At 45.9% G+C, this 15,374-nt stretch carries 9 protein-coding genes and 1 rRNA gene; 5 read left to right on the top strand and 5 right to left on the bottom strand.

The window, feature by feature from the left end:
* From CFT61_RS14965 to CFT61_RS14945, 5 genes are all read right to left on the bottom strand, one after another.
* Positions 1-477 (bottom strand): 16S ribosomal RNA (locus tag CFT61_RS14965); the annotation flags it as partial.
* Between the two features lie 471 nt (positions 478-948).
* Positions 949-2,409, bottom strand: a complete 1,461-nt coding sequence (locus CFT61_RS14960; RefSeq protein WP_089545203.1) for a sensor histidine kinase — start codon at positions 2,407-2,409, stop codon at positions 949-951.
* A 59-nt stretch (positions 2,410-2,468) separates the two neighbouring features.
* A complete protein-coding gene (locus CFT61_RS14955) occupies positions 2,469-3,164 on the bottom strand; it encodes a response regulator transcription factor (protein WP_089545202.1) in 696 nt (231 codons plus the stop codon).
* 276 nt (positions 3,165-3,440) lie between these two features.
* Positions 3,441-4,652, bottom strand: a complete 1,212-nt coding sequence (locus tag CFT61_RS14950) for an NADP-dependent isocitrate dehydrogenase (RefSeq protein ID WP_089545201.1) — start codon at positions 4,650-4,652, stop codon at positions 3,441-3,443.
* 204 nt (positions 4,653-4,856) lie between these two features.
* Positions 4,857-5,717 (bottom strand): OmpA/MotB family protein, encoded by an 861-nt coding sequence (locus tag CFT61_RS14945; RefSeq protein ID WP_089545200.1) that lies wholly within the window; start codon positions 5,715-5,717, stop codon positions 4,857-4,859.
* 347 nt (positions 5,718-6,064) lie between these two features.
* Between CFT61_RS14945 and purL the strand changes: the two genes are divergently transcribed.
* The 5 genes from purL to CFT61_RS14920 all read left to right on the top strand — a co-directional run bounded on the left by purL (position 6,065) and on the right by CFT61_RS14920 (position 15,339).
* Positions 6,065-9,796 (top strand): phosphoribosylformylglycinamidine synthase, encoded by a 3,732-nt coding sequence (gene purL, locus CFT61_RS14940; RefSeq protein WP_089545199.1) that lies wholly within the window; start codon positions 6,065-6,067, stop codon positions 9,794-9,796.
* A gap of 27 nt (positions 9,797-9,823) precedes the next feature.
* Positions 9,824-10,375 carry a chromate transporter gene (locus CFT61_RS14935; protein ID WP_089545198.1) on the top strand — a complete coding sequence of 184 codons (552 nt, stop codon included), beginning with the start codon at positions 9,824-9,826 and terminating at the stop codon, positions 10,373-10,375.
* Positions 10,376-10,378: 3 nt separating this feature from the next.
* Positions 10,379-10,951 carry a chromate transporter gene (locus CFT61_RS14930; protein WP_089545197.1) on the top strand — a complete coding sequence of 191 codons (573 nt, stop codon included), beginning with the start codon at positions 10,379-10,381 and terminating at the stop codon, positions 10,949-10,951.
* Between the two features lie 182 nt (positions 10,952-11,133).
* On the top strand, positions 11,134-12,825 hold the full coding sequence (locus CFT61_RS14925; protein WP_089545196.1) for a DUF6377 domain-containing protein: 1,692 nt from the start codon (positions 11,134-11,136) through the stop codon (positions 12,823-12,825).
* A gap of 267 nt (positions 12,826-13,092) precedes the next feature.
* Entirely contained in the window at positions 13,093-15,339 is a 2,247-nt protein-coding gene (locus CFT61_RS14920; protein ID WP_089545195.1) for a 2,6-beta-D-fructofuranosidase, read from the top strand.
* The last annotated feature ends 35 nt before the right edge of the window (positions 15,340-15,374 follow it).

Here is a 15,374-nt window from a genome sequence, read left to right as displayed (position 1 = left end):
GCCTCACGAGACTCACTTTATTCCCTTATAAAAGCAGTTTACAACCCATAGGGCCGTCATCCTGCACGCTACTTGGCTGGTTCAGGCTCTCGCCCATTGACCAATATTCCTCACTGCTGCCTCCCGTAGGAGTTTGGACCGTGTCTCAGTTCCAATGTGGGGGACCTTCCTCTCAGAACCCCTACTGATCGTCGCCTTGGTGGGCCGTTACCCCGCCAACAAGCTAATCAGACGCATCCCCATCCATCACCGATAAATCTTTAATCCCTTTCAGATGCCTTCTAGAGATATCATTGGGTATTAGTCTTACTTTCGCAAGGTTATCCCCAAGTGGTGGGCAGGTTGGATACGCGTTACTCACCCGTGCGCCGGTCGACGCCCATCAAAAGCAAGCTTTCGATGTCGTTTCCCCTCGACTTGCATGTGTTAAGCCTGTAGCTAGCGTTCATCCTGAGCCAGGATCAAACTCTCCATTGTAAAATATCATTTTTACTTCGTCACTTCCGAAGAAGCAACTCGGTGTTTGTTGTCTGTACTTAGGACGAATATCCTTTTCGTTTATTGAAGCTTAGTAAACCTGACTTGTCAATTACTTGACGGTTCGTTTCTTTTACCCAGTCAACTTTCTTATTTCTAAGAAGTTAACCGCTTCTTGTACTACTTGTCTGTTTATGTAAAATCTTTCAAAGAACTCTTTCTTTATGTTGCTAAGAGAAAATGTATTTCTCAAAAGCGAGTGCAAAAGTACTAACTATTTTTCATTCCGCCAAATGTTTTGAGGAAAAAGTTTCAAAAAACGCCGCTTTTTAACAGTTATAAACACTTAAACAAACTATCAGATACTCAGCACCTTATAATATACATGCGCACACTGGGGCGCGCATACATACGCATATATGCGCACGCTCTCGCGCGCGCATATTATATATTGTATTCAAATATTTTTGCTTATTTTTTAAGGGTAAACTCAAACTTGAGACCGCCTTCCGGCAAATTACTTACCCGAATAGTACCTCCATGCAGGAGAACGGCATTCTTTACAATGGCAAGTCCGAGGCCAGTACCACCCATTTTGCGGCTACGCCCCTTATCCACTCGATAAAAGCGCTCAAACAAACGGGCCAGATGCTCCGGTGGTACTCCCTGACCATTATCCTGGAAAATGAAATGCCATTTATTTCCCTGTTCCTTCGCCTCCAAGGTCATCTTGCACCCCTCTCCAGCATAAGCAATGGCATTATCTGTAAGATTGCGGAAAATACTATATATCAGACTTCGGTTTCCCTTCACCACGATATGTTCCGGCATCCGGTTATCAAAAGTCATTTTCCTTTCCTGTCGAGCCAACGCTGTCTCACGGGTAATATCAGCTACCATCTGGGTAATATCTACCGCTTCAAAATCTATCATATCAGAACCATCATCCAAACGGTTAAGCGTAGAGATGTCGTGAAGCAAGGAGGTCAACCGCTCACTTTGGGCAAAGCAGCGTTGCAGGAATTGCGCCTTGGTCGCCTCATTGATATGCGGGTTATCCAGAATCGTCTCCAGATATCCCTGAATACTAGCCACAGGAGTTTTCAACTCATGAGCGATATTCTGAGTAAGTTGTCTTTTCAGGATATCCTGTTCTTTTCGGGTAGTCTGCACGCGCTTATACATCTTGATGATTCTTTCAGCAATTTCTCCCAACTCATCCCCCGGGAAGCTTGCCAAATCTTCTACCTCCAGGCTTTCATTGTGATCTGCCTTATAGGCAAATATACGGAGTTTGGAAATATTACTTCCCAGACGACTGGTGAAACGATAGAGCACAAGCGTAAGAATGATGACGGCAACAAGAGCAAACCAGATATAATGCTGATCAGCCTGAAGCGACTTTGCCAAATCATCGTTATATGGCAACGCCGTACGTACAACTAGCTGACTTTTAGGAAAATAGGATGCCACATAGAAATAATCGTGCTTGAGGGTAGAAGACTGGCGTTCCACACTGGTTCCCATTCCATCCTGAAGTGCCTCCGCAATCTCCGCTCTTTTTGCATGATTGGAAAACTTGCGAAAATCCTTACCCATATTATCATAGATAACCTTACCATCAGGCTTGATAAGAGTCACTCTCAAGTCTTTACTTTCGTGTTCCTGAACAAAATCCTCAAGTTTAGCCTCAGCTACCCTGACACTATCCACCAGATTCACCGTATCCGACAATAGAATACCATTTGAAGAAGATAGAGCGAGATCCTCCACCAACAATTCGTTATAGTTGGCAAGTTTCAAGGTAAGGGTACTAATCTTATACTGCTTCTCTCGTGTTTGCTGAAACACGATAAAGCTGACAGCGAACACAAGGAACACCGCCAGCACACTAAAGTACAATTTTCTACCTACAGTATTTGTTTTAAGCATTGAACTTAAAAAACTGAATATTAAACTTCACAATTATCTGTAAATCAAAGTCAAACCAATCAGGCATCGAAATAATATCCGAAACCGAGACGAGTCACGATGCACTTTGCAAATCGTCCAACCTTTTTACGCATACGGGTAATATTCACATCCACGGTACGATCGAGCACCATCACATCCTTAGGCCACACCCTGTCTATCAATTCCTGACGGGAGAATACCCTGCCCTTTTCTTCCAACAAGAGATGGAGCAACTCAAACTCAGTCTTGGTAAAAGGAACAGCTTCGCCATCAATGCTAACCGTTTTCTTATCAAGATCCAGCACCAGCCCCTGATAGCCAATCACCTTAGGTTCATCAGCACTACCATTCTGTTCTGCGGTACGGCGCAATACGGCACGAATGCGTACCATCACCTCACGGATGGAGAATGGCTTGGAAATATAATCATCAGCACCCAGGTTGAATCCCGTCAACGTATCATTCTCCGTATCCCGAGCGGTAAGGAAAATGATTGGCACATGGGCAGTCATCGGGTTCTCCTTCAACTTCTTAGCCAGTTGGAATCCACTCATACCTCCCATCATCACATCCAGCAGCAACAGATCATAGGATGCAATATCCATTTCCAAAGCCTCTTCGGCAGAATTGGCTGTATCCACATGATATCCTTCTATCTGGATATTGAAACTCAAGATTTCACACAAATCCTGTTCATCATCAACAACAAGAATTCTTTTATCCGCCTTTTCCATAATCTATTTTTTATAAATTCGTAATTATGGTGCAAAAATACATTTTTTATCTCGTAATAAGCGTTACATCAGATTACAATTTTGTAACAACAACGATTTTTTGCAAAAAAACGATAAAGCATAGTATAATATTACACTTTTTAACTCAGTGTAATTATATTGGCTACACCATATAACTAAACAAATCGCTTTTCTAACAAATAAAGCCCTGCAATACTTCTATATAAACGAGAAGTACTGCAGGGCTTTTTTTATCTTTCTGAAGAAGAGAGCGGACTATGCCAATCTCTTCTCCAGGCGCTCACGGATAGCAGCGATGAAGCCGGCTGAGTTGACAGGCTTAGCCTCAACACCTTCCATCAGGTTGACGAGATCCTTGGTAGCGATACCATCATTCAAGGTATCGAAGCAAGCAGCCTCCAGCTGGTCGCCGAAGTTCTGGAGATCCTGAAGTCCATCCATCTCACCACGCTTTCTCAAGGCTCCACTCCATGCAAAGATGGTTGCCATTGGGTTGGTAGAAGTATCCTCACCCTTCAGATAGCGATAGTAGTGACGGGTAACGGTACCATGCGCAGCCTCATACTCATACTTTCCTTCTGGAGAGACCAATACAGAGGTCATCATAGCCAGAGAACCGAAAGCAGTACTGAGCATATCGCTCATCACATCACCATCATAGTTCTTGCATGCCCAGATGAATCCACCCTTGCTACGGATTACACGAGCCACCGCATCATCAATCAATGTGTAGAAGTATTCGATGCCGAGTTCAGCAAACTTCTCCTTGTAGTCACTCTCGTAAACCTCTTCGAAGATCTTACGGAACTGCGCATCGTAAGTCTTTGAGATGGTATCCTTGGTAGCAAACCAGAGATCCTGTTTGGTATCGATGGCAAACTTGAAGCAGCTGTGAGCAAAGCTGCGGATGCTCTTGTCGGTATTGTGCATACCCTGGATAACGCCGGCACCATCGAAGTTGTGGATTTCCACCTCCTGCTTCTTTCCGCTCTTACCCTCGAACACGAGTTTGGCTACTCCCGGTTCATCGGCACGGATTTCCACACTCTTATATACATCTCCGTATGCATGACGGGCGATGGTGATAGGCTTCTCCCAGTTCTTCACACAAGGGTGGATGCTTGGGATAGTGATAGGTGCACGGAACACAGTACCGTCCATAATACTACGGATAGTACCATTAGGGCTCTTCCACATCTTATGAAGCTTATACTCATCCATACGCTGGGCATTAGGAGTGATGGTAGCACACTTTACTGCTACACCATATTTCTTGGCAGCCTCAGCAGAGTCGATGGTCACCTGGTCGTTGGTCTGGTCACGATAAGGGAGACCCAGATCATAATACTCTGTTTTCAAATCTACAAAAGGAAGAATCAGTTCGTCCTTGATCATCTTCCAGAGGATTCTTGTCATCTCATCACCATCCATCTCTACCAATGGAGTCGTCATCTTAATCTTTTCCATAACAATTCATGTATAATTAATAATTTGCCTGCAAAATTACGAAAAAGATTCGACAAAAGAAAGAGAATTAAGATATTTTCTGTCAAAATGACAATAAAACACGCTTTTTCCAAGCCACATTCTATAATTCATGCATATTTATACTAAAAAAGGCACCAATGAGCATAAACCCATTGGTGCCTTCTTGTATATTTTCTATTCAGATTACTTCTGAGAATCCTCTGGAGCCTTGTCGATCAAGTCCATAAACTGGTCGAGCTTAGGAGTGATGATGATCTGGGTACGACGGTTACGCATCTTGCCCACCTCAGTATCATTGGTAGTTACAGGATTGTACTCACCACGGCCACCTGCGGTCATACGCTTAGGACTAACACCGAAGTTGTCCTGAAGATACTGAACTACTGAAGAAGCACGGAGAGCAGAGAGGTCCCAGTTGTTGCGGATGTTCTTCATCTTGGCACTGGTAGTGCTTACAGGCACGTTATCGGTGTTACCCTCGATGAGTACATCGTAATCCTTGTAGTCCTGGATGATCTTTGCAATCTTGCTCAAAGTTTCCTTGGCACGGCTGTTTACCTCGTAGCTACCGCTCTGATAGAGCATGTTGTCAGCCAGAGAGATGTAAACCACACCCTTCATCACCTGAACGTCAACCTCCTTCATCTCCTCACGGCTGAGAGAACGGGTCAGGTTGTTGGTAAGAACCATATTGAGTGAATCGCTCTTACTCTTCACCTCTACCAGGTGACGGATATACTGGTTGCTCTCATTAATCTGGTCAACGAGCTTCTCAATGCTGATGTTGTTCTGATTGGCATTGGTCAGACTCTTGTCCAGCGAGTTCTGCAACTTGGCATAATCCTTCTTGGTACTGCTCAACTGCTCCTGCGCAGCAGCAAGGCTAGCCTCAGCAGCAGCCAGCTTCTCCTTGGTTGCCTGATAATTGGCAGTCAATTCTCTATTTTCAGATTGACAATTCTGGAGATCCTTCTTACTAGCACAGCTAGTAGCCATCAGGGCTACAGCCATCATTGCCATTACAAAAATTTTAGTCTGTTTCATATTTGCTTTCGATTTTTAAATTTTCTGTTATTGTTTTTTAATCACTATGTTATTATATAGACGGCAGTTACGCCCTCCATATAAAATACCTTATGCGTCTCTTTCTGGGTGCAAAGTTACTGATAAGACTCCAATAAACCTTATTTGTCTAATCCATTTATAAAATTTTAACCACTAAATCACTATTTATCACCTTTTTAACTAAAAAAAGAAAATAAATGCGTATTCTTTGCGGCGAAATCAGAATTTTGTATTACCTTTGCAGTCGGAAAGCAAAAGCATATATAAATATGTAGGCTTTTGTCAAGGTAGAATTAATACATTAACAATATAAAAAGAGAAATAGTATGATTCTTTTTTTCAGAACTCCATCTAAGAGTGTGATTGCGACCGAGATTGACCACAAACCATCTCAGGACGAAATCAATGAACTTTGTTGGCTTTATGGTGACGCAACTTTAGAGGACGCCCAGCAGTTGCAGGGCTTCTATGTTGGCCCACGCCGTGAAATGATTACTCCTTGGAGTACGAATGCCGTTGAGATAACTCAGAACATGAGTCTTAACGGCATTTCGCGTATCGAGGAGTACTTCCCTGTGGATAGCGAGGACGCTGAGCACGATCCTATGCTCCAGCGTATGTACAACGGTATCGGACAGGATGTGTTCACCGTGAACCACGAGCCAGAACCTATCAAGTACGTCGATGACCTCGAGAAGTACAACGAGGAAGAGGGTCTTGCCCTCAGCGAGGACGAAATGGCTTATCTCCACAAGCTGGAGAAAGAGAACGGACGTCCTCTCACCGACAGCGAAATCTTCGGTTTCGCACAGATTAACTCAGAGCACTGCCGCCACAAGATCTTCGGCGGCCAGTTTATCATCGACGGCAAGGAGATGGAGTCTTCTCTTTTCAGCATGATCAAGAAGACCACCAACGAGAACCCTAACAAGATTCTCTCTGCCTATAAGGATAATGTGGCTTTCTCTCAGGGTCCTGTTATCGAGCAGTTTGCTCCAGCCGATCAGACTACCAGCGATTTCTTCCAGGTGAAGGATATCGAGAGTGTCATCTCGCTGAAGGCTGAGACCCACAACTTCCCTACTACCGTAGAACCTTTCAACGGTGCTGCTACCGGTACAGGTGGTGAGATCCGCGACCGTATGGGTGGTGGTGTTGGTTCATGGCCTATCGCAGGTACTGCCTGCTACATGACTGCTTATCCTCGCTTGAAGGATGACAACGGCAAGAGCGATGTTGAGCGCGACTGGGAAGACATCATGCCTGTTCGTAAGTGGCTCTATCAGACTCCAGAGCAGATTCTGATCAAGGCTTCTAACGGTGCATCAGACTTCGGTAACAAGTTCGGTCAACCTCTCATCACCGGTTCTGTGCTTACATTCGAGCACGAGGAGAACGGCGAGAAGTATGCATACGATAAGGTAATCATGCTTGCTGGTGGTGTAGGCTACGGCAAGAAGCGTGACTATAAGAAGGGTGAGCCACAGAAGGGCAACAAGGTTGTCGTAGTAGGTGGTGACAACTATCGCATCGGTCTTGGTGGTGGTTCTGTTTCTTCTGTAGATACAGGCCGTTACAGCAACGGTATCGAGTTGAACGCTATCCAGCGTGCCAACCCTGAGATGCAGAAGCGTGCCTACAACCTGGTTCGTGCACTCGTTGAGAACGATGAGAACCCAGTAGTCAGCATCCACGACCACGGTTCAGCCGGTCACTTGAACTGTCTCTCTGAGTTGGTAGAAGAGTGCGGTGGCGAAATCGACATGGCAAAGTTGCCTATCGGCGACAAGACTTTGAGCGCCAAGGAAATCATCGCCAACGAGAGCCAGGAGCGTATGGGCTTGCTCATCGACGAGAAGTATATCAGCGAGGTTCAGAAGATTGCCGACCGTGAGCGTGCTCCAATGTACGTGGTTGGTGAGACTACTGGCGATGCTCACTTCAGCTTCAAGCAGGCTGACGGTGTGAAGCCATTCGACCTCGATGTAGCTCAGATGTTCGGTCATACTCCTAAGACTGTGATGGTGGATGAGACCGTAGAGCGTAAATATGAAGATGTAACTTATTCTGCAGATAACCTCGACGAGTACTTGCAGCGTGTTCTCCAGATGGAGGCTGTGGCTTGTAAGGACTGGTTGACCAACAAGGTTGACCGTTCCGTAACAGGTAAGATTGCCCGTCAGCAGGGTCAGGGTCAGATTCAGTTGCCACTTTCTGACTGTGGTGTCGTAGCACTCGACTACCGTGGCGAGAAGGGTATCGTAACTGCAATGGGTCATGCACCTCAGGCAGGTCTTGCCGATCCTAAGGCAGGTTCTGTACTCTCTGTAGCAGAGTCATTGACTAATATCGTATGGGCTCCATTGGCAGATGGCATGGACAGCATCAGCCTCTCTGCTAACTGGATGTGGCCTTGCCGCAGCCAGAAGGGTGAAGATGCTCGTCTGTACGAGGGTGTGAAGGCTTTGTCAGACTTCTGCTGCGCCATCCACGTAAACGTACCAACAGGTAAGGACTCTCTCTCATTGACCCAGCAGTATCCTAACGGCGAGAAGATTATCGCTCCAGGTACCGTTATCGTCAGTGCCGGCGGTGAGGTTTCAGATGTCAAGAAGGTGGTTAGTCCTGTTCTCGTCAACGACAAGAACTCAAGCCTCTACCACATCGACTTCAGCTTCGACGAGCAGCGCCTCGGTGGTTCTGCCTTCGCACAGAGCTTGGGCAAGGTGGGCAGCGATGTTCCTACCGTCAAGAACCCAGAGTACTTCGTTGACTGCTTCAACGCTGTACAGGAACTCATCAACCGTGGTTGGGTAATGGCTGGTCACGATATCAGTGCCGGTGGTTTGATTACAACTCTCCTCGAAATGACATTCGCCAACGTAGAGGGTGGTATGAAGATCAACCTCCACGACATCGCAGATGCCGACATCATCAAGACTCTCTTCGCAGAGAACCCAGGTGTTGTGATCCAGGTAAGCGATGCTCACAAGGACGAGTTGAAGGCATTCTTCGATGAGAACGGTATCGGTTATGCCAAGATTGGTTATCCTGCTCCTGAACTCCGCAAGATCATCATCAAGAAGGAAGGCTTCGAGCACGAGTTCGATATCGATGCATTGCGTGACGACTGGTATAAGACATCTTACCTCCTCGACCGCAAGCAGAGTATGAATGGTATGGCTAAGAAGCGCTACACCAACTATAAGAAGCAGCCTATCGAGATGAACTTCGGTTACGGCTTCAAGGGAACACTCTCTAGCTATGGTCTCGATGCCAACCGCCGCAAGCCATCTGGCATCAAGGCAGCCATCATCCGTGAGAAGGGTACCAATGGTGAGCGTGAGATGGCATACTCTATGTATCTCGCTGGCTTCGACGTGAAGGACGTGATGATGACCGACTTGATTTCTGGCCGTGAGACTCTGGAGGATGTAAACTTTATCGTATTCTGCGGTGGTTTCTCTAACTCCGACGTTCTCGGTTCTGCCAAGGGTTGGGCTGGTGCATTCCTCTACAATCCTAAGGCTAAGGAGGCACTCGATAAGTTCTATGCCCGTGAGGACACCCTTTCACTCGGTATCTGCAACGGTTGCCAGCTGATGGTTGAGTTGAACCTCATCAATCCTGAGCACAAGCATCGTTCACACCTCTGCCACAACACATCCAAGAAGTTCGAGAGTACATTCCTCGGTTTGACCATTCCTCAGAACGACAGTGTGATGTTCGGTAGCCTGAGCGGTGACAAGCTCGGTATCTGGGTAGCTCACGGCGAGGGCCGTTTCTACTTGCCAGAGCCAGAGGATCACTACAACATCATTGCGAAGTACAACTACGCTGAGTATCCAGGTAATCCTAACGGCAGTGACTACAACGTAGCAGGTATCTGCTCTGCAGATGGTCGCCACTTGGCTATGATGCCACACTTGGAGCGTGCCATCTTCCCATGGCAGAATGCCTGGTATCCAGCTGATCGCCGCAACGATGAGGTAACTCCTTGGATTGAGGCATTTGTCAATGCACGTCAGTGGATTGAAGAAAGAGCTTTGAAAAAGTAAAAAGATAAAAAAGTAAAAAGGTAAAAAATGAATAATAGCGTAAGTTATCTTACATTATTCAAAACATTTATGAAGATTGGCATAGTCACCTTTGGGGGTGGCTATGCCATGATTCCTATTATAGAATCCGAAGTCGTTGACAAGCATCATTGGATGACGAAGGAGGAATTTCTGGATGCCATCGCTACCACCCAGGTTTGTCCGGGAGCCTTGGCCATCAACATGAGTTCCCTACTCGGATATAAGTTGGCAAAGATACCGGGAGCCATCGTCTGCACCTTCGGCGCTTCGTTGCCATCGTTTCTTATTATCTTGGCTATAGCTATGTTTTTCCATCAGTTTGAAGACAACAAGGTGGTGGCTGCCATGTTTGCAGGCATCCGTCCTGCCGTCGTGGCATTGATAGCCGTACCTACGTTCTCACTTGCCAAGAGTGCCGGTATTTCGCTTGTCAACTGCTGGATTCCTATTCTATCCGCCCTTCTGATCTGGCTTTTGGGCGTCAACCCAATCTGGGTGATTATCGCAGCTGCCGTAGGTGGCTACATCTATGGACAATTCATTCAACCAACAGAATAACATATGATATTTCTTCAGCTTTTCATCGTATTCCTTCAGATAGGCATCTTCGGATTCGGAGGTGGCTATTCCATGATATCCCTGATTCAGGGACAGGTGGTAACGCAGTATCATTGGATGACGATGAAGGAGTTTACCGATGTGGTTGCCATCTCTCAGATGACACCGGGACCTATCGGCATCAATGCCGCTACCTATTGTGGCTATACAGCAGTCCATAATGCCGGCATGAGTGGCATGATGGCTGTACTCGGAAGTGCCATGGCAACCTTTGCTTTGGTTCTCCCCTCTTTGATTTTGATGATTCTTATCAGCAAGATGCTGTACAAGTATATGAACACCTCAGCCGTCCAGAGCATCTTCATCGGTCTTCGCCCAGCCATTGTAGGATTGGTAGGAGCCGCAGCCCTGCTCCTGATGAATGGCGAGAACTTCTCTACTCCCGAAAATCCTTGGAGATTCTATATCTCCATCGCCCTCTTCTTTGCAACCTTCATCGGTGTGAAGGTAATGAAGATCAATCCCATCCGCATGATACTCTATTCGGCTTTTGCGGGATTGGTACTATTATATTAAAGAGATTTCAAATATTAGTATTAACTTTGCTGTCAATTGAACCCCTCAAACCCTATAGAATGACATTTAGAGAAGAAAAAACAACCTCCAAAAAGAGGTTTCAAGCTTGCAAGCATAGCTTTGTGATAGCATGTCTCTCTATACTGACTTGCTGCCCAATCCTTGTTTCTGCCCAAACCCCAATGGCAGGAACCATTAATCGTATGCCTATCGAAAAGATGAAGGCGGAGTTTGATGCCAAAGGTGCTACTTACGGCAAAACCATAAGCAAGAAGATAAAGCCTTATATAAATAAGGTATGCGAAACACTGGCAGACACCTCCATCTTTCATGCGAAACAGAGACAGGAAGTAAATACGATTAAGCAGCAGTTAGGTATCCCCCAACCCCTCACAAAGCAATACGAACTCTGGGAGAAGCTGTTTCGCATACAATTCCTGCTCAACTTTGAGGATTCTTACCAATGCGCCCGCCATTGCGAAGAGCTAGCACTGCAGTTGGCAAATTCTCCCAAGGCTAACTCAAAAGCCCCTTCAACCAAAAGTCCTTACGACTATCTGGCACAAGCCTACATCTACGAGGCCCAAGCATTTACCAATAGCGGGTACTTCAGAGAGGCGGCGGAGACTTTGGCAAAGATTGCTCCCAGAACTTGCTCGCAAGATATCCGAATCAACTATATCGTAGCTGCATTCAACCTGGAATTCGAGAACGGATTCTACACCCCATATCGCATTCTTTCCAAAGACACCTATCTGGAAAACATGAAGCGACTGTATGGAGAATTGAAGCAAACTGTGTCTTCAGACTCTTACCTGCTCGATGACATGCTCGTAAAGATGTACTTCCACGAAACCAAATATGCCGAGGCCATTAAGCAAAGCAAAATACTGCTCAGCAAATTATCTCCTACCTCTGCATACTATGCCTACGCTCTTGGCAACCTGGGATACAACTATATGGGATTACGCAACTACACCAAGGCAGCAGAATGCATCAGCCAATCGGCCATCATGGAAATCAAGCGTGGCTCAGTGGAATATCCTGCTGCCAGAAAGATAGCCGAAATCGCTTACGTCACAGGCGACATTGCCCGTTCGTACATGCTCATCAATGTAGCGATGCACAATGCCGAACAATATCATTCACGTTACCGCTATTCCGAGATAGCATTCAGCTATCCCCAGATAGATAAAGACCTCTATGCAATCACTCAAAGGCAGAAAATGTGGCTCACTATCGGTCTCATTTTCCTGAGCATCGTGATTGTCCTATTGATAGCTGCAATCATCGTCATGAAGAAACAGCGAAAAACGCTCCATCGGCAGAAGTCACTCATCGAGTCTCAGATGAAGCATCTTTACGAAAAGAACGTACAGATTGCGAGCATCAACAAGGAACTTATTGAAGCAGGGCACATCAAAGAAGTAGTACTGAGTCAATTGATAGTGGGCAGTGCGAACCACCAGGTTGCCATCGAGAAACTGCGCAAGGAAGTTTTGCGCCGACTCACCATCCGAGATTACGAAGGACTCAAAAACGTATTCGATGCCCAAAAGGGAGCCGCATTCGACACCTTTTATCAGATGGATAGTATTTTGCAGATGCTCTTCCCGGATTTTGAGGAAAGCTTCAATTCCCTTCTTCGCCCAGAGTGTAGGATAGTTCCCAAAACGGGTGAGCGACTCACCGTGGAAATGCGCATCTTTGCCCTCATCAGATTGGGCATTACCAAAAATGAAGACCTGGCACGTTCGCTCAACTACTCAGTTAACACCATCAAGAGTTACAAGACTCGAGTGTTGAACGCCGCCCGCTACGACAAAGAAGAGTTTTATAAGAGACTGAAGGAAAAGGTCAATACAGAAGTCTAACACCCCAAACAGCCTGATTTCAAAGGGACATGTGCCTTATCACAAGGCGTATGTCCCCTTTTTTATGAGTATATTCTTTCTTTAACAGGGTATATTCTACCGGATATGCATATTGTGTAACCATCAGATTATCAGCGATTATTCATTTTTCAGAAGTCTATCTATGGTATATTTCTTGGCAGCAATCGTTTTTTGCAGTACTTTTGCAAGCGAAAATTTCATTAGAAATCTTTCAAATCCAATCAGTATAACTAATAACTTTTAGAAATGAACAAAAACATTTTTCTCTTATCATCAGTACTGATGGCTACAACAGCAACAGCAGTCAGAGCCAATGAGGTACCGACAACTCTAGCAAGAGTTAATTCCTCTTATATACAAAAAGAGGACACAACAGAAACCGCAGGCAATGACCATGGTGTGATGCTCAACGCCAAGGATGCCACAGAGCCTCGTCAAGTAGAGATAGGCTTGCCTATGAGCTACACAGCAGTTACTGTAGATGGACTGCCAGCAGTTTTCTATTATTGGCCAAACACCACAAGCAACCATTGGCGTGGCGAACAGTTGCTTGCCAGCCAGGGTCTGCAGAACATATCTACCACAGCCATACGCTTTGGTGAGATTGGCTATGGTGTGGATTCCTATATGGAACGTGGCGGTGAAACATTCAAGGGAAAGCTGAAGTATCAGACCAACACCTTTGGTGCACAGAATTTTGACATCAACGTGTCTGGCAAACTTGCCAAAAAGACTTATTTCACGCTGAGTGCTTACCAGAATTTCGATCCAGGAACATTCGACCTGAAATTTACCAACTACATCGACCGTGCCCAGTTCTACACTGCCGGCATCACCCATCTCTTCCATCAAGACAAGGGTCGATTCAGTCTCTATTACAAGTTTACCGAAACCCATCCTCTTACCACTGCAGCCAACTACGCCCCTTTTACCTATGATGGCAATGGAAAGATAACAGAGGTGAAGGGTTTCAGAATGGGTCGTGACTCTTACCTCCCGGTTGATGGTATCATGGAATATCGTGATGTGAAAACAGGGGAACTGAAGTCAGGCAACCTCTATGATATTTCCAAAACCAAGACCCATGAGGGAACTGCCCTTCTGGATTATGACTTCGGCAATGCTACAACCTTAGCATTGAAAGCCAAGGTATCTACCTCTAAGGGAAACAGTGTGGACCAACTCACGATGGGATTCTACGAGGATGCCGATGCCACCTATGCTGACAATGGACAAGCATTCCATGGCAATATCCAGCGCCGTCTTTCACAGATCAATGCTTTCACTGTGACTGACGCCATGTTTGTGGCAGAGCTCCAGAAAAAGACAGCCAACCACAATTGGGCTTTTGGATTAAACGAGTTCTACTCTTACATCGACTACGCCCGTAGCACCACACAATATTATCATGAGGTTGCACCTAATCCACGCAAACTCATCTACAACGGCCAGGAATACGCCAATCTGAATGGTTCGAGCGAATACGACAAGGGAAACGAGAACAAGCTGGCAGCCTATGTGAACGACAACTGGTATATCACTCCCAACTTCCGTATGGGATATGGTTTGCGCTTGGAAATGTTCAATGTAGGTGTGGATTACATCACTGATGGTCGTTTCAGCGACTTCCATATAGGTGCACAATACACAGATGAAAACGGAAAGGCACAGACCGTAGGTACCACCCATCACAACCTGTCTGGTCTCAACTATGCCGTTTCAGTATCTCCTACCTATAACCTGACACACAATTTCGGTTTCACCGGTGAGATCAACTATCTGAAGCAATATCGTCATCTGGAGGCATACTCTGGCACTTCGCTTCCTTATTACGACTATCGCCCATTCATCCTGGGACGTGCCGGTATCTTCTACAACAGCGACTTCGTGAACCTGGTTTCCGCCTTCACCTACGCTCGCCGCACCAATGACTACGGACGAATGACCGTGATGAGCGACAACCCGAACGAAGACCCTGTGATGGTAGGTTCATCCAGCGGTATCGAGACTATGGGCTGGACAACAGATGCCATGTTCTCGCCATTCAAGGGATTCAAGTTCCATGCCATGTTCACTTACCAGAATCCTAAGTACACAGGATATAAGTTCGAGGCATTCAACAAGACCTATGATTTCAGCGACAAAACCGTTACCAAGCAGTCGAAAATATTGATTGAGTTAGACCCAAGCTATACATACGACCGCTTCAATGTCTGGGCATCGTTCCGCTACTTTAGCAAGCAGTATGCCAACGTGGGCAACTCTGTGTATTTCGAAGGTAGATGGGAAACATTTGCAGGTGCAAGCTACAAGTACAACAAATATCTCACCTTCAATGTCAACCTCGTTAATTTCCTCAATCAGACGGGTGCCCAGGGTACCATCCCAGGTTCCGATCTGATAACTGATGGCAGCAGATACGCCGGAACACTGATGGCAGGAAACTATATACGTCCATTCACCGTAGAGATTGGCGCAAAACTCAACTTTTAAATTACAAAATAACAAACAATTTTAAACATTTTCAA

The organism is Segatella copri, assembly GCF_002224675.1.
GTDB lineage: Bacteria > Bacteroidota > Bacteroidia > Bacteroidales > Bacteroidaceae > Prevotella > Prevotella copri_U.
The sequence above is the reverse complement of the archived record's forward strand: the minus strand, read 5'-3'. Positions and strand labels throughout refer to the sequence as shown.

What these genes read in the sequence shown, in the direction of transcription:
- CFT61_RS14960 (WP_089545203.1), bottom strand. Translation starts at nt 2,409, where the DNA reads ATGCTTAAAACAAATACTGTAGGTAGAAAATTGTACTTTAGTGTGCTG.
- CFT61_RS14955 (WP_089545202.1), bottom strand. Translation starts at nt 3,164, where the DNA reads ATGGAAAAGGCGGATAAAAGAATTCTTGTTGTTGATGATGAACAGGAT.
- CFT61_RS14950 (WP_089545201.1), bottom strand. Translation starts at nt 4,652, where the DNA reads ATGGAAAAGATTAAGATGACGACTCCATTGGTAGAGATGGATGGTGAT.
- CFT61_RS14945 (WP_089545200.1), bottom strand. Translation starts at nt 5,717, where the DNA reads ATGAAACAGACTAAAATTTTTGTAATGGCAATGATGGCTGTAGCCCTG.
- purL (WP_089545199.1), top strand. Translation starts at nt 6,065, where the DNA reads ATGATTCTTTTTTTCAGAACTCCATCTAAGAGTGTGATTGCGACCGAG.
- CFT61_RS14935 (WP_089545198.1), top strand. Translation starts at nt 9,824, where the DNA reads ATGAATAATAGCGTAAGTTATCTTACATTATTCAAAACATTTATGAAG.
- CFT61_RS14930 (WP_089545197.1), top strand. Translation starts at nt 10,379, where the DNA reads ATGATATTTCTTCAGCTTTTCATCGTATTCCTTCAGATAGGCATCTTC.
- CFT61_RS14925 (WP_089545196.1), top strand. Translation starts at nt 11,134, where the DNA reads ATGGCAGGAACCATTAATCGTATGCCTATCGAAAAGATGAAGGCGGAG.
- CFT61_RS14920 (WP_089545195.1), top strand. Translation starts at nt 13,093, where the DNA reads ATGAACAAAAACATTTTTCTCTTATCATCAGTACTGATGGCTACAACA.